Here is a 15,846-nt window from a genome sequence, read left to right as displayed (position 1 = left end):
CGCTCTGCACGCATAATCAAACAATGAGACAGATTTGTAACTGATTAATGTTAACATCCTATCTGCCTAATTTTTCTATCATGACGACTAGATAGTTGGATGAATTGTATTAAGGACAACCTATGATTAAGAAGTGCCTCTTTCCCGCGGCTGGCTACGGTACCCGTTTTCTGCCTGCAACCAAGTCTATGCCAAAAGAAATGATGCCAATCGTTAACAAGCCGCTGATTGAGTACGGCGTTGACGAAGCGATTGAAGCCGGCATCACTGGCATGTGTATTGTTACCGGTCGTGGTAAGCACAGCTTGATGGATCACTTCGATAAAAACTACGAGTTGGAACATCAAATCAGCGGCACGAACAAAGAAGCCCTGCTGGGAGACATTCGCGCGACTATCGATGCAGCGTCATTCACCTATATTCGTCAGAAAGAAATGAAAGGTTTGGGTCACGCTATCCTGACTGGTCGCGAGCTGGTAGGTGACGAGGCATTTGCCGTTGTGCTGGCAGATGACCTGTGTGTAAATCTGGAAGACGGCGTACTCTCCCAGATGGTTGCGCTGTACAAGCAGTTCCGTTGCTCTATCGTTGCTGTGGAAGAAGTGCCGGAAGATGAGACTCATAAATACGGCGTCATTTCCGGTGAAGAGATGCGTGATAATCTTTACCGTGTCGACAACATGGTAGAAAAGCCAGAGCAAGGCACCGCGCCAAGTAATCTGGCGATCATCGGCCGTTACATCCTGACCCCAGACATTTTCGACATCCTGGAAAAAACAGAGCCAGGCAAAAACGGGGAAATCCAGATCACCGATGCCCTGTTGAAACAAGCACAAAGCGGCTGTGTACTGGCTTACAAATTCAAAGGTGAACGCTTTGACTGTGGTAGCGTTGAAGGATTTATCGAAGCAACCAACTATTGCTACGAAAATATCTACCTGAAGTCTGATGCACCGAACCAGCCTCAAAAAACGGTAAAAACAGGCTGATCGATTCAGGCTGAAGCACCGTTAAAATTTGCATGTCGCAACACTGAAGAAAGCTGTATATTTATACAGCTTTCTTCTTTTTCATCACGCGATAATGTGGGATACTTCCTCATTCGTTTTTTCTTCAGGCTGCAAACCTGAGCGCTAAGGGCAAGGTAGACATGGATACGATAGACGTCAGAGGGGCTCGCACCCATAACCTGAAAAACATTAACCTGACGATCCCACGCGACAAGCTGATCGTGATCACTGGACTTTCCGGTTCCGGCAAGTCATCACTGGCCTTCGACACATTGTATGCAGAAGGCCAACGCCGCTATGTAGAATCACTGTCTGCCTATGCACGCCAGTTCCTTTCCCTGATGGAAAAACCAGACGTCGACCATATTGAAGGCTTGTCCCCGGCTATATCTATCGAACAAAAATCGACGTCTCACAACCCACGCTCAACCGTTGGTACCATCACCGAAGTTTATGACTACCTGCGTCTCCTATACGCGCGTGTAGGTGACCCGCGCTGCCCGACGCACAATGTGACACTGGAAGCACAGACCGTGAGCCAAATGGTCGACAAGGTGTTGGAGCTTGAAGAAGGCAGCAAGATGATGCTGCTGGCTCCTATCGTAAAAGAACGTAAGGGAGAGCACGTCAAAACGCTGGAAAACCTGGTCGCCCACGGTTTTATCCGCGCGCGTATTGATGGCGAAGTCTGTGACCTTTCTGATCCACCGAAACTGGAGCTTCACAAAAAGCATACCATTGAAGTGGTCGTTGACCGCTTCAAAGTGCGCGACGATCTGCAACAGCGTTTGGCGGAATCTTTCGAAACCGCCATTGAGCTGACGGGCGGCACAGCTGTAGTCAGCTTTATGGATGGTGACGGTGATGATCTCATTTTCTCAGCCAACTTTGCCTGTCCGCATTGCGGATACAGCATGCAAGAGCTTGAGCCACGCCTGTTTTCCTTCAACAACCCAGCAGGTGCCTGCCCAACCTGTGATGGTCTAGGGGTACAACAGTATTTTGATGAAAACCGCGTGGTCCAAAATGAAGCGGTAAGCCTTGCTGGTGGTGCCATCCGTGGATGGGACCGCCGTAATTTCTACTACTTTCAGATGCTGAGCTCGCTTGCCGATCATTATGAATTCGACATCGAAACACCTTGGCAGGATTTACCGAAAACCATTCAAAACGTGGTTCTAAACGGCTCCGGCAATACTGAAATTGCTTTCAAGTACGTGAACGATCGCGGTGATATCACTGTGCGTAAGCATCCGTTTGAAGGGATTTTAAATAATCTCAACCGCCGCTACCGTGATACAGAATCCATGGCCGTGCGTGAAGAGCTGGCGAAATACATCGCCAACAAGCCATGTTCAAGCTGCGGTGGTTCTCGCCTTCGTGAAGAAGCTCGCCACGTCTTTGTCGGTGACACTAACCTGCCAGCCGTGTGTGAAATGAGCATTCACGAAGCACTCACCTTCTTTGCAGATCTGGAGCTAACGGGCCAACGTGCACAAATTGCCGACAAGGTACTCAAAGAAATTCATGACCGGTTGAGTTTTCTGGTCAACGTCGGTCTGAACTACCTCAACCTATCGCGCAGTGCGGACACCCTATCAGGTGGTGAAGCGCAACGAATCCGTCTAGCCAGTCAGATTGGTGCGGGTCTGGTCGGCGTGATGTATGTGCTGGATGAACCATCCATTGGTCTCCACCAGCGTGACAACGAACGCCTGCTGGCGACTTTGGAGCACCTTCGTAATCTGGGTAACACTGTGCTGGTGGTTGAGCACGATGAAGATGCTATCCGCGCGGCAGACTACATTGTCGATATCGGACCAGGAGCCGGAGTGCATGGTGGCCACATCGTTGCTGAGGGGACGTATGAAGAAATCATCAAGAATGAAAACTCTTTAACTGGCCAATACCTCAGCGGGAAAAAGGCGATTGAAGTCCCTGCCAAGCGAATTTCTTACGACAAGAAAAAGGTCGTGAAGCTTAAGGGGGCAACAGGCAACAACCTGCAGAGCGTTAACCTGACTCTTCCTGTTGGTTTGCTGACCTGTGTGACCGGCGTATCCGGCTCGGGTAAATCAACCCTTATCAACGATACCTTCTACAAAATCGCCCACCAGCGATTGAACGGTGCAACCACCGGCGAGCCTGCACCTTTCAAGGACATCGACGGTCTGGGTCATTTTGATAAGGTGATTGATATCGACCAGAGCCCGATTGGACGCACTCCACGCTCCAACCCGGCAACGTACACAGGCATCTTCACACCTATCCGAGAGCTGTTTGCTGGTACACAGGAAGCGCGTTCCCGTGGCTACAAAGTGGGCCGTTTCAGCTTTAACGTCAAAGGCGGCCGCTGTGAAGCCTGTCAGGGCGACGGCGTTATCAAAGTGGAAATGCACTTCCTCCCAGATGTTTACGTACCGTGCGACGTGTGCAAAGGTAAGAGATATAACCGTGAGACGTTGGAGATCCGCTACAAAGGCAAAACCATTGATGAAGTCCTTGAGATGACAGTGGAAGATGCCCGAGAGTTCTTCGATGCCGTGCCAGCGATAGCGCGCAAACTGCAAACGCTGATGGATGTCGGTCTTTCCTACATCCGCTTGGGACAGGCTGCAACCACCCTTTCCGGTGGTGAAGCGCAACGCGTGAAACTGGCGCGTGAGCTTTCCAAGCGTGATACCGGCAAGACGTTGTATATCTTGGATGAGCCAACCACTGGCCTACACTTCCATGATATCCAGCAACTACTGACGGTACTGCACCGACTGCGCGATCACGGCAACACCATTGTGGTGATAGAACACAACCTGGACGTGATAAAAACCGCGGACTGGATTGTCGACTTAGGCCCTGAAGGTGGTAGCGGTGGCGGTATGATCATCGCCGAAGGCACACCGGAAGACGTGGCTTTGGTTGAGGGTTCGCACACAGCAAGGTTCCTGAAACCCTTGCTTAAACAAAAAGCATCATAGGGCGGATACTGGCGTAAGCCAGTGAAAAACAGTCTATGCAAACAATGCGTTTTCAAAACCTCTGGCCATCAAAAGTGGCCAGAAAGCCTTTGGTTAAGCCAGTGCTGATTGCGCTGGCTGCGCTGTTTTTGTTCTGCCTGCCACTGAACCAAATTCCACTCGTTTTCTCCGGTGTTCAACATCCTGCGACAGCCTTAACGCTCTTGTTAGCAGTTACCATCGTTTGCTTCGGTGTTTGGGAAGCAGCAAGACAAGGGCGTTTCAGTCACACGACCATGACAGGATGGCTGGCGCTGAGCACGAGTTTCGCCCTGATACCGTCATTTTATCTTCACGCCGACTGGCATTCGGCTGCATGGCAGGGGTTCAGCGTTCTGTTGTCCTTACTGCTTTTTTGTACCTTGCAGCAGTTCAGCTTTAACCATCTTCAACGGCAATATCTCCTCTGGTTACCGCTTTTAAGCGGCTGGCTGCTCGCTATTCCTTTGTTGCTGCCTAATATCAGCGAGATATCGTCATCAAGCCTTCCAGACTTCAAAAGCAACAGTGATGTACTGGGCATCGTCCTACTGACATCTTTAATGCTGTCAGCTTACTTGCTCGCGCGGACTAAAGCGTACAAGCGCAACTGGGTGCCCGTCCATGCATTATTACTTGCGACGCCACTGCTCACCATTCCGGCTCTCACGGCATTGAAATCGCCTTGGCTAATCACCGTGATTTTAGTGCTGGTGATCTTCAGTCAGCCATTCTTATTCCGTTTCAGCCAAAAAAGACACCATGGTCTTTGGAATTTCGCGGTATTGGCGGGCTTTGCTATCGCTTGGAAGTTTGGAAGTGTTCCTCACTCGGCTCTTTTCGCTGCCCGTTATTCAGCCGAGGAGTTAGAGGTACTATCGCAGGCATGGGCATTACTGGGGCAGGCTCAGTTTGAAGGCATAGGTCTGGGGCAGCTCGATAAAGCACAGCTGTTGTTTGGCATCGAGCAAAACCATGTTCTGCCGCTTCAAGAAATGTATCCGAGTTGGCTGCTCGCAAGTTTAATTCAGGGCGGCATTGCCTACTGGGCGAGCTTTGGTGTGCTCTTCACACTGGTGGTGCGTAAGTTGTTAGAAGCACCGAATGGCACCCGCTTGATGCTGCTAGCAATCATTCTGCCATCCCTCATTGGCATAGCACTGACAGACTACATTGAAACCAACCTGGCACTGGGCATGCTGTTTGTGGTGCTGCTTTACTGGATTGATAACCTTACCGCGAGATACCGCCGCGTACTTTTGCCTTATCCACGGCCAATGAAAATCGCCGCTAACACGGTGCTGACTGCCACGCTGGTTTTGGTGTTGTCTTCAATCTATCTTGGCGAACAGGCGCTTCGCACCTATCAGATACGCGACGGTAAGCTGACTCAGTATCAAACGCACCCTTGGTGGAATGACTTCTATCAGCAAGTGGAAGGAAAGCGGGCGTTTCTGGAAAGTGTTGAAAGCCGGGATTTACGCGCGCAGGAATTGTACCTTCGGGGGCAAATCTCCCGACTGGAAACCTCTCCGAATGCTGATGGCTATCAATCTCTGATTGAGCTGGCGATGCTCACTGGGCATAAAACGGTTGCCAAACAGTTAAAGGATGAAGCATCACTGCTTTTCCCGTACCGAAAATTTCAACCTGACTTTTCTGAGCTTCCAGCGGAATAAAACAAAACGCCCCGCATTCATGCGGGGCGTTTCTCAATTCAATTCCGCTTAACCAAGCACATCTTTCAGTGCCTTCGCACACAAGGCTACGTTTTCACGTTTAGCCGCATAACCCATCAAACCGATACGCCACGCTTTACCTGCCAGTGCTCCCAGACCCGCACCAATTTCCAGATTGTAGTCATTGAGAAGTTTCGCACGCACCGCGGCATCATCGACGCCTTCAGGTACTGCGACAGCATTCAATTGCGGCAGGCGATGGTCAGCATCAACAAGGAAGTTAACACCCAGCGCTTCCAGTTCGGCTTTGAGTAACTCATGCATATCACGATGACGTTGCCATGCATTCTCCAGACCTTCCTCTTTCAGCATCAGCAAAGACTCATGCAAGGCGTAAAGGCTATTTACTGGCGCGGTGTGGTGATAGCTACGCTTGCCTTCACCACTCCAATAGCCAAGCACAAGGCTTTGATCGAGGAACCAACTCTGTACCTTACCAGTACGCTGCTGCATTTTTTCTACTGCACGCGGAGAGAAAGTCACTGGCGACAAGCCCGGTACACAGGAGAGGCATTTCTGGCTGCCAGAATACACAGCGTCCAGTTGCCACTCATCCACCAGCAATGGCACACCGCCAAGAGAGGTCACTGCATCAACAATCGTCAGGCAGCCATGCTCACGCGCCAGTGACGAAATTGTCTTCGCATCACTGAGTGCGCCGGTCGATGTCTCAGCGTGAACAAACGCCACCACCGATGCTTCTGGGTTCGCTTTCAAAGCCGCTTCGACCTTTGCCGGATCAACAGGCTTACCCCACTCGTCATCAACCATCACTGACGTCGCACCGCAACGTTCTACGTTTTCACGCATACGTTCGCCAAATACACCGTTTCGACAAACGATCACCGTATCGCCCGGCTCAATCAGGTTGACAAAACAGGTCTCCATACCTGCACTGCCCGGGGCGGACACCGCAATGGTGAAGGCGTTTTCGGTCTGGAATGCGTATTGAAGCAGTGATTTAACTTCATCCATCATTCCCACAAAAAGAGGGTCTAGATGACCAATCGTTGGCTGAGCCAGCGCTTGCAATACGCGTGGTGAAACATCAGAGGGACCAGGCCCCATCAGGGTACGTTGTGGTGGGATAAAGCGTGAAATTGTCATTATTTGCTCTCCATTGCCTTTTGTTCCTTGGGTCTATTTACCCTACCACCGGATAGGGCTGGCTAAAATCTCAACGTTGAATAAACCCAAGCATCATCAAGCAAAAGTCCTTCACTCGGCTGAAAAGAGGCGCTTGAAACTCAAACAAACGTTGACAATAACATTACAAACATTTATCAATAGAGGGCAATTTTTGCTCAGCACAATTTGTGCTCTGCAGAGACAGAAGAGGCGCGTCTACCAGGTAGTCGAATTGCGGAGCCCCAACTCCAATGCAATCCGATGAGGGGGTAAGACGCCGAGGCAATACCAGACCTTGGGGGCTGGGTTGTCGGTCTAGAAGGTTGAATCCTTCGGATTGTCATCTCAACGGAGATGGAGCGCTTCTGGAGAAATACCCTTTCTTCCTGCCCGCTCGCACCCTCTATCTGTCTCCCAACTTATTACTTTGTTTATTCAGGATTACTCCATTCGCGATTATGGGAGGTGAAGGGAAGTGAACGCATTAAATGTCGCAAAATTTGGCGGCACGAGTGTAGCCGACTACACAGCTATGTCTAACTGTGCAGCGGTGATTAAAGGGAATTTGAGCACTCGACTAGTAGTGATTAGCGCTTGTTCTGGCGTAACAAATCTACTGGTTGAACTGGCAAATGGTGTTGCCAATGACAGGCAGCAGGAAGTGCTGACAAAACTGCACGATATTCATTTCAGCATTCTGAAACAGCTTCCGGAAGCACCGGCAGTTGCATCAGGTGTGAATGCAATTCTCGATGAAGTAGCAACACTCTCTGCGGCGGCAGAAACTTCACCTTCAGATAAAATTACTGACGCCCTCGTCGCTTGTGGCGAGTTGATGTCGACCCATATTTTTACCCACCTGCTGAACGATAAAGGCATCAATGCTGTTCGCGCTGATGTCCGTGATGTGCTGAAAACCGACAACGTGTTTGGTAAAGCAACCCCAGATTTGATTGAAACAGCGCACCACGCTGAAACCGTGCTCACGCCGTTGTTTGAAGACAAAGTTGTCGTGACGCAGGGCTTTATCGGCTCTGATACACAAGGCAACACCACCACACTGGGTCGCGGTGGCAGTGATTACAGCGCAGCGCTTTTAGCTGAAGCCGTCAAAGCAACTTCGCTGGAAATCTGGACCGACGTTCCGGGTATCTACAGTACTGACCCTCGCGTCGCCCCAGCAGCGAGCCCTATCGATGAAATCAGCTTCAGTGAAGCGTCAGAGATGGCAAACTTCGGCGCGAAAATCCTACACCCGGCGACGCTTATCCCGGCAATGCGTCAGGACATTCCTGTGTTCGTTGGCTCATCTAAAGCCCCTGAACAAGGCGGTACCTGGATTCGTCATCAAGCAGAGAAATCTCCGCTTTTCCGCGCGCTGGCACTGCGTTGCAACCAGACCATGGTGACGCTCACCAGTCTGAATATGTTCCATGCTTATGGTTTCCTGGCGGAAGTGTTCAACATTCTGGCAAAGCACAAAGTGTCGGTCGATCTCATCACCACGTCTGAAGTCAGTGTTTCTCTGACACTGGATCAAACCAACACCAAAGGTGGTGCGCCTAAATTGCCTGAAGCGGCAGAACAGGAGCTGGCTGCACTTTGTAAGGTAACCGTAGAGCAAGACATGTGTCTGGTCGCGCTCATTGGTAACCACATGAGCGAATCAAAAGGTGCAGCCGCCAAGATCTTCAGTGCACTGGAAGACTACAACCTACGTATGATTTGTTATGGCGCAAGCAACCACAACCTCTGCTTCCTGACTAGCACGTCAGAATCTAAAGAAGTTGTCCGCGCGCTACACAAAGAGTTGTTCGAAGATTAATTTCTTCTTCTGTGGATACAAAAATGGCGCTCACTGAGCGCCATTTTTCTTTTTAATTTCCCAAAAATTAACCGTTGAGGTTTGGCCCCAACCACTTCTCTGCTTCGATCAAATCCCAGCCCTTGCGATCGGCATAGCTGTCACGCTGATCTTCCTGGATCTGCGCAACGGCAAAGTAGCGCGAATCAGGATGCGAGAAGTACCAGCCAGATACCGATGCACCTGGCCACATGGCGTAACTAGTGGTCAGCGACATACCAATGGTATCTTCTACATTCAGCAACTCCCACAAGGTGCCTTTCTCTGTGTGCTCAGGACAGGCTGGATAGCCCGGAGCAGGACGGATACCCTGATATTTCTCACGGATAAGGTCATCGTTCGATAGATTCTCGTCCGCAGCGTAACCCCAAATTTCCTTACGGACATGTGCATGCAGATATTCCGCAAACGCTTCAGCCAAACGGTCTGCCACCGCCTGAATCATGATGGCGTTGTAGTCATCGCCCTGCGCTTTATATTCGTCCGCAAGTTCACGTTCACCAATACCGCCTGTTACTGCAAACGCACCAATCCAATCTTTCTTACCGCTCTCTTTTGGCGCAACGTAGTCAGACAGGCAGTAGTTAAAGCCTTTCGGTTTCTCCGTTTGCTGACGAAGGTTATGCAGCACCTTGGCAACCTCAGTACGTGATTCATCGGTGTAGACTTCAATGTCATCACCCACACTTGCTGCCGGGAACAAGGCGCACATACCACTGGCTTTCATCAGGCCTTCGCGTTCAACGCGATCCAGCAGATCGTTAGCATCTTTGAACAAGCGCTTCGCTTCTTCCCCTACTTCTTCGTGCTCAAGAATCGTCGGGTACTTGCCCACCAATGACCAGGTCATAAAGAATGGCGTCCAGTCGATGTAGTTACGAAGAGTCGCCACATCAAAGTCTTCAAACACATGAACACCCGGTTTCGCTGGCGCTGGCGGTGTGTAGCTTTCCCAATCGATAGCGACTTTGTTCTCACGTGCCTTTTCAAGCGTCACAGGCTTAGTGCGCGGACGCTTGCGCGCATGCTGCTCACGCACCACTTCGTAATCCGCCTGAAGCTTCTCAACAAACGCAGGCTTGAGCTTCTCAGACAACAGCGACGAACACACACCCACCGCGCGTGATGCGTTATTCACATACACCACGGGTTGATTGTAGTTTTGCTCAATCTTCACCGCTGTGTGGGCTTTGGAGGTCGTTGCACCGCCAATCAGTAGCGGCAAGTCGAAGCCCAGACGCTCCATCTCTTTCGCGACATGAACCATTTCATCGAGTGATGGCGTGATAAGACCGGACAAACCAATAATATCAACGTTCTCTTCTTTGGCGACTTTGAGAATTTTCTCGCAAGGCACCATCACGCCGAGGTCGATGATTTCGTAGTTATTACATTGCAGTACAACGCCAACGATGTTCTTACCGATATCGTGAACATCACCTTTTACCGTTGCCAGCAGGATCTTACCGTTAGTGGAGCCTGCCTGTTTTTCAGCGTTGATAAAAGGCTCAAGGTGCGCCACCGCCTGTTTCATTACGCGGGCTGATTTCACGACCTGAGGCAGGAACATTTTACCCTCACCGAAGAGATCACCGACGACGTTCATGCCATCCATCAGTGGCCCTTCGATCACTTCAAGCGGTTTGGAAGCATTAACGCGAGCTTCTTCTGTGTCTTCAACGATGAACTCGGTAATACCTTTCACCAGAGCATGCTCAAGACGTTTCTCTACCGCCCAGGTTCGCCACTCCAGCGCAGAAGCATCTTCTTCTTTGCCGACACCTTTATTTGCGTATTCCGCAGCGATATCCAGAAGGCGCTCTGTACTGTCGTCACGACGGTTCAGTACCACGTCTTCCACCGCTTCACGCAGTTTCTCGGGGACGTTATCGTAGATCTCAAGCTGACCGGCATTCACGATGCCCATGTCCATGCCGTTCTTGAAACAGTGATAAAGGAACACAGCGTGAATAGCTTCGCGCACGTAGTTGTTGCCACGGAACGAGAAGGAGACGTTCGACACACCGCCTGAAATCATCGCATACGGCAGATCGCGTTTGATGTCTGCAACCGCATCGATAAAGTCGACGGCATAGTTGTTGTGCTCTTCAATACCGGTTGCGACAGCAAAGATATTCGGGTCAAAAATGATGTCTTCCGGTGGGAAGCCAACTTCGTCCACGAGAATGCGGTAGGCATTGGTACAGATTTCGAGTTTGCGTTCACGGGTCTCAGCCTGACCGACTTCATCGAAGGCCATAACGATAACGGCTGCACCATAGCGACGAATCAGCTTCGCCTGCTCAACGAATTTCTCTTTGCCTTCTTTGAGCGAGATGGAGTTAACGATGCCCTTGCCCTGAATACACTTAAGGCCAGCTTCAATCACTTCCCATTTGGAAGAGTCGACCATGATCGGCACTTTGGAGATCTCAGGCTCAGAGGCACAGAGGTTAAGGAAGCGTACCATACAGGCTTCCGCATCCAACATGCCTTCATCCATATTGATATCGATGATCTGGGCACCATTTTCTACCTGTTGGCGTGCCACTTCCAACGCTTCATCGTACTGCTCTTCTTTGATCAAACGCTTGAAGCGCGCAGAACCTGTCACGTTAGTACGCTCACCAACGTTGATGAACAGGGTTTCTTTTTCAATGGTCAATGGCTCAAGGCCAGACAAGCGACAAGCCACCTGAAGATCTGGTAATGCACGGGGCTTAACCGTCTTGGTCGCCTCATACATGTGGCGAATGTGTTCTGGTGTCGTACCACAACAGCCACCAATCATGTTCAGGAAGCCACTTTCCGCCCACTCTTTCACATGAGCAGCCATGTCCTCCGGAGACAGATCATATTCACCGAAAGCATTCGGAAGGCCGGCATTCGGGTGCGCAGAAACAAAGGTTTCAGAGATGCGTGACAGTTCTTCCACGTAAGGGCGCAGTTCATCAGGGCCCAACGCACAGTTCAGACCAAAGGAGATCGGTTTGACGTGACGTAGAGAGTTATAGAAAGCCTCTGTCGTCTGGCCTGACAGGGTACGGCCTGACGCGTCAGTGATCGTACCGGAAATCATCACCGGCAGTTGGGTGCCCATTTCTTCGAAAACGGTCTCAACCGCAAAGGCACAGGCTTTGGCATTCAGAGTGTCAAAGATGGTTTCAATCAGAATAAGGTCCGAGCCACCATTGATAAGCGCGCGGGTCGATTCAGAGTATGCCGTCACCAGCTCATCAAAGCTGACATTACGGTAACCGGGATCGTTAACGTCAGGAGAAATCGAACAGGTGCGGTTAGTTGGACCCAAAACGCCAGCGACAAAGCGAGGCTTATCCGGATTTTTCGCTGTCCACTCATCTGCGACTTCACGCGCCAACTTGGCTGCCGCAAAGTTAATCTCCTCACTCAGGCTTTCCATCTCATAGTCAGCCATGGCGATGGTGGTCGCGTTAAAGGTATTGGTTTCAAGGATATCCGCGCCAGCTTCAAGATATTCTGCGTGGATATCTTTAATCATCTGGGGTTGCGTGAGTACCAAAAGGTCGTTATTGCCTTTAAGGTCGCAATGCCAATCAGCAAAGCGTTCACCGCGGTAATCGTCTTCTTCGAGCTTATAGCCCTGAATCATGGTGCCCATGCCACCATCGATGATCAGAATGCGTTCCGCTAACAGTTTTTCCAGTGTTTCCTTACTACTCACAACCGCAGATCCTTCTTATATTTCTCGCTATTCGCATAGTATCACAGACCAAATGGAAATCTAGACGTCTAATTAACCTCAGCTAAGCCTTAACCTCTCTGCTGACATACATTTGTTGTAGTTTTCTGCGCCGCTTGGATTTATATTTCGTTACAACTTTCCGAATCATAATCTCAGCCTACACGGGGTCATCAATGACCGTCTACACAACGCTCTGCTTTCTCGCTGCGGCAGCCATGCTGATTGCCTTTATCAATAGCAAAATTGGCCAAATGCAGACAACTATCGCTATCACTGCCGGTGCCCTTATCCTCTCACTTGGGATCGTTATCTCGGGACACAACAATTGGTTTGATTTAAAAGACCTTGCTGCCGAGACCCTCAATGAAATTCACTTCGATGATTTCTTGTTGAAAGGCGTGTTGGGTTTCTTACTTTTCGCTGGCGGCCTGGGAGTAAAACTACCCAACCTAAAAGATCAGAAATGGGAAATTACGGTGCTGGCACTTGGAGCGACGTTGGTTTCCACCTTCTTTATCGGTGGTGTCGCCTGGCTCTTCTTCCAGCTCATCGGTATTCCGTTCGATTTCATCTACTGCCTGCTGTTTGGTGCCCTGATTTCTCCTACAGACCCTATCGCTGTTCTTGCCATTGTTAAAAAGCTCAATGCGCCAAAGCGTATCTCGACGCAGATTGAGGGCGAGTCCCTTTTCAATGATGGTTTTGGTCTGGTGATTTTTATCACCCTGTTCACTGTCGCATTCGGCACTGAAGCTCCAACCGTAATAGGCGTCGTTGAGCTCTTCCTGCATGAAGCGATTGGCGGCATCGTGTATGGCTTCTTACTTGGCTTGTTGTTCCATTACCTGATTTGTCATACCGACGACCACTCAATGGAGTTGTTATTGACCTTAGGCATACCAACTGCAGGCTATGTATTTGCCAGCCTGATTGGTGTTTCTGGGCCGCTGGCAATGGTGGTAGCCGGTATCATGATTGGTAACTGGACGCGCTACATCGGCTTCTCAAAAGAAAGTGAAGATCATCTCGACCACTTCTGGGAGTTGGTCGATGAGTTCCTCAATGGCGTGCTCTTCCTATTGATTGGCCTCAGCATGCTGACATTCAGTTTCCATAAGGAAGACTGGATCATCATGGCATTCGCTGTACCGCTGGTGCTGGTATCGCGTTATCTCAGCGTCCGTCTTTGCTATGTTGGTTTTAACCGTTACCGGGACTACAACCCTTACTCAGTGAGAATTCTAACCTGGGGAGGATTGCGTGGAGGCCTTGCGATAGCAATGGCGATGGCTGTTCCTGCGGGTTATATGGTGCTGCCAGAAAAGAATATTGATGTAAGGGAAATCATTCTGGTGATGACTTATGCCGTGGTGGTCTTCTCTATCCTGGTTCAGGGTTCAACCATCACCAAGATGATTGAGAAATCCAAAGTTGCTGAGCGGGATATGGAGATCAAACCTAGCAGTTATCAAAATACCGAACCAAGAACAGAAGTCACCCAGGACTAAACCTCAAAAGCAAAAAAGCCTGCAATCGCAGGCTTTTTTATTACTCATCATCGTCGTCTTTAGTAAATGCAGACTCTGAGAAATGATCGAGGTCGTAAGGCGTTTGCTGGTAAACACAGTAATTAAGCCAGTTGGCAAAAAGCATGTGCCCATGGCTTCGCCAACTCACATATGGTTCTTGTGTTGGATCGTCATCCGGATAGTAATTAGATGGAACTGTCGGCTCCATGCCTTCACCTACATCACGCACATACTCATTATGCAGCGTATGAGAATCGTATTCCGGATGCCCGGTGACAAACACATTTCGTTTATCTTTGGTTGCGGCTAAGTAAGTACCGGCAGTGGCGGAGGTTGCAAGGATATCGAGATCAGTATGTTCGGCTAGAAACTCAGGAGAGAAGTCCGCATAGCGGGAATGTGGCGCAAGGAAAGAGTCATCAAAACCACGAAGTATAGGGTTTTTACTGTGCTCTTTATGTGTTTTATGCCAGTACACGCCGGATAGCTTTTCCTTACGTGTTTTCTTCGGCAAATCATAAAGCAGCTTCAGGCCCGCTTGCGCCGCCCAACACACATAAAGCGTCGATGTCACGTGGTCTTTCGCCCAGTTCATGATGTCCTGCAAATGTTCCCAGTAAATCACGTCTTCAAACTGAACCAGACCCAAGGGTGCGCCTGTCACGATCAATCCATCGAAATTGCGCTCACGGATACCTTGAAACTGTCTGTAGAAAGTATCCAAGTGCTCGGTAGGAGTGTTCTTACTCGGTCTGTCATCAATACGCAGCAGTTCAACATCAACCTGAATTGGGCTATTGGAAAGCAAACGCATAAACTGCGTTTCTGTTTCAATCTTCTTGGGCATCAGATTGAGAAGTAGTACTTTAAGGGGACGGATGTTCTGACTTTCTGCGCGGGTCTCCGACATCACGAAGATGTTTTCCTGACGCAGGGTGCTGGCCGCCGGTAACTGATCAGGAATTTTAATCGGCATCTTAAATCACTCCCTCGTTAAGATGTATAGACGTCTAGAATTCCATTAACCCTATAACATCCCCTTTAGGGGTTCAAGTACATTTGTGAGATTGATCAGAGGGCAGATATGAAAAAACCCGCAGTGTTTCCGCTACGGGTTTGAAGAGACATCTGGCAATGTCCTACTCTCACATGGGGAGACCCCACACTACCATCGGCGCTGCAACGTTTCACTACTGAGTTCGGCATGGGATCAGGTGGGGCCATCGCGCTATGGTCGCCAGACAAATTTTAAATTCTGGTGCTGATACCCAGATTTGAACTGGGGACCTCACCCTTACCAAGGGTGCGCTCTACCAACTGAGCTATATCAGCAATTCTTATCCGTCTGAAGTCTTACAATAACTGCTTCATTTAGATGAAATTCAAGCCTGGCGATGTCCTACTCTCACATGGGGAGACCCCACACTACCATCGGCGCTGTTACGTTTCACTACTGAGTTCGGCATGGAGTCAGGTGGGTCCATAACGCTATGGTCGCCAAGCAAATTCTGCTAAGTCTTCACCTTTAAAAAGGTCAAAACCAAAATCTTGGAAAGCTGTTTCTGTGTTCTCTACACATTCAATGTTCTATTCGAGTCCGTCAAAACCCCTTGGGTGTTGTATGGTTAAGCCTCACGGGCAATTAGTATCAGTTAGCTCAACGCCTCGCAGCGCTTACACACCTGACCTATCTACGTCGTAGTCTCCAACAACCCTTTAGAGGACTTAAAGCCCTAGGGATGACTCATCTTGAGGCTCGCTTCCCGCTTAGATGCTTTCAGCGGTTATCGATTCCGAACTTAGCTACCGGGCAATGCCACTGGCGTGACAACCCGAACACCAGAGGTTCGTCCACTCCG

At 49.9% G+C, this 15,846-nt stretch carries 8 protein-coding genes, 1 tRNA gene, 3 rRNA genes and 1 riboswitch; of the genes, 5 read left to right on the top strand and 7 right to left on the bottom strand.

Annotation, left to right across the window (positions count from 1 at the left end; genetic code table 11):
* The first annotated feature begins 122 nt into the window (after positions 1–122).
* The 3 genes from galU (at position 123) to GCE9029_RS18635 (ending at position 5,682) form a co-directional block, all read left to right on the top strand.
* Positions 123–989 carry a UTP--glucose-1-phosphate uridylyltransferase GalU gene (galU, locus tag GCE9029_RS18645; RefSeq protein WP_002541270.1) on the top strand — a complete coding sequence of 289 codons (867 nt, stop codon included), beginning with the start codon at positions 123–125 and terminating at the stop codon, positions 987–989.
* 161 nt (positions 990–1,150) lie between these two features.
* The gene (gene uvrA, locus GCE9029_RS18640) at positions 1,151–3,985 is read left to right on the top strand and encodes an excinuclease ABC subunit UvrA (RefSeq protein ID WP_062665849.1); all 2,835 of its coding nucleotides are present in this window, start codon (positions 1,151–1,153) and stop codon (positions 3,983–3,985) included.
* Positions 3,986–4,029: 44 nt separating this feature from the next.
* Positions 4,030–5,682, top strand: a complete 1,653-nt coding sequence (locus tag GCE9029_RS18635; protein WP_306455701.1) for a Wzy polymerase domain-containing protein — start codon at positions 4,030–4,032, stop codon at positions 5,680–5,682.
* Positions 5,683–5,730: 48 nt separating this feature from the next.
* On the opposite strand, the gene GCE9029_RS18630 is transcribed toward GCE9029_RS18635, so the two are convergent.
* Positions 5,731–6,849: a pyridoxal-phosphate-dependent aminotransferase family protein gene (locus GCE9029_RS18630; RefSeq protein ID WP_062665845.1), complete on the bottom strand. Its 1,119-nt coding sequence runs from the start codon at positions 6,847–6,849 to the stop codon at positions 5,731–5,733.
* Positions 6,850–7,067: 218 nt separating this feature from the next.
* Positions 7,068–7,243: riboswitch (Lysine riboswitch) on the top strand.
* A 102-nt stretch (positions 7,244–7,345) separates the two neighbouring features.
* On the opposite strand from GCE9029_RS18630, the gene lysC reads away from it, so the two are divergent.
* Complete coding sequence (lysC, locus tag GCE9029_RS18625) at positions 7,346–8,695, top strand: lysine-sensitive aspartokinase 3 (protein ID WP_062665843.1); 1,350 nt, start codon at positions 7,346–7,348, stop codon at positions 8,693–8,695.
* Between the two features lie 67 nt (positions 8,696–8,762).
* Here the strand turns inward: lysC and metH are convergent, their stop codons facing one another.
* Complete coding sequence (gene metH, locus GCE9029_RS18620) at positions 8,763–12,437, bottom strand: methionine synthase (RefSeq protein ID WP_062665841.1); 3,675 nt, start codon at positions 12,435–12,437, stop codon at positions 8,763–8,765.
* A 194-nt stretch (positions 12,438–12,631) separates the two neighbouring features.
* Between metH and GCE9029_RS18615 the strand changes: the two genes are divergently transcribed.
* Positions 12,632–13,966, top strand: a complete 1,335-nt coding sequence (locus GCE9029_RS18615; RefSeq protein ID WP_062665832.1) for a cation:proton antiporter — start codon at positions 12,632–12,634, stop codon at positions 13,964–13,966.
* 40 nt (positions 13,967–14,006) lie between these two features.
* Here GCE9029_RS18615 and metA read toward each other — a convergent pair whose 3' ends face one another.
* The 5 genes from metA to GCE9029_RS18590 all read right to left on the bottom strand — a co-directional run.
* A complete protein-coding gene (gene metA, locus GCE9029_RS18610; RefSeq protein WP_062665830.1) occupies positions 14,007–14,963 on the bottom strand; it encodes a homoserine O-acetyltransferase MetA in 957 nt (318 codons plus the stop codon).
* Between the two features lie 150 nt (positions 14,964–15,113).
* Positions 15,114–15,229, bottom strand: a 5S ribosomal RNA gene (rrf, locus tag GCE9029_RS18605).
* A 14-nt stretch (positions 15,230–15,243) separates the two neighbouring features.
* Positions 15,244–15,319, bottom strand: a tRNA-Thr gene (locus tag GCE9029_RS18600).
* 54 nt (positions 15,320–15,373) lie between these two features.
* Positions 15,374–15,489: ribosomal RNA gene (gene rrf / locus GCE9029_RS18595) — 5S ribosomal RNA — on the bottom strand.
* A gap of 119 nt (positions 15,490–15,608) precedes the next feature.
* Positions 15,609–15,846, bottom strand: a 23S ribosomal RNA gene (locus GCE9029_RS18590); the annotation flags it as partial.

This window comes from Grimontia celer (genome assembly GCF_900055185.1).
GTDB lineage: Bacteria > Pseudomonadota > Gammaproteobacteria > Enterobacterales > Vibrionaceae > Enterovibrio > Enterovibrio celer.
Note: the sequence above shows the minus strand (reverse complement) of the source record. Positions and strands in the feature narration are given on the sequence as shown.

What these genes read in the sequence shown, in the direction of transcription:
- galU (WP_002541270.1), top strand. Translation starts at nt 123, where the DNA reads ATGATTAAGAAGTGCCTCTTTCCCGCGGCTGGCTACGGTACCCGTTTT.
- GCE9029_RS18615 (WP_062665832.1), top strand. Translation starts at nt 12,632, where the DNA reads ATGACCGTCTACACAACGCTCTGCTTTCTCGCTGCGGCAGCCATGCTG.
- GCE9029_RS18635 (WP_306455701.1), top strand. Translation starts at nt 4,030, where the DNA reads ATGCGTTTTCAAAACCTCTGGCCATCAAAAGTGGCCAGAAAGCCTTTG.
- metA (WP_062665830.1), bottom strand. Translation starts at nt 14,963, where the DNA reads ATGCCGATTAAAATTCCTGATCAGTTACCGGCGGCCAGCACCCTGCGT.
- uvrA (WP_062665849.1), top strand. Translation starts at nt 1,151, where the DNA reads ATGGATACGATAGACGTCAGAGGGGCTCGCACCCATAACCTGAAAAAC.
- GCE9029_RS18630 (WP_062665845.1), bottom strand. Translation starts at nt 6,849, where the DNA reads ATGACAATTTCACGCTTTATCCCACCACAACGTACCCTGATGGGGCCT.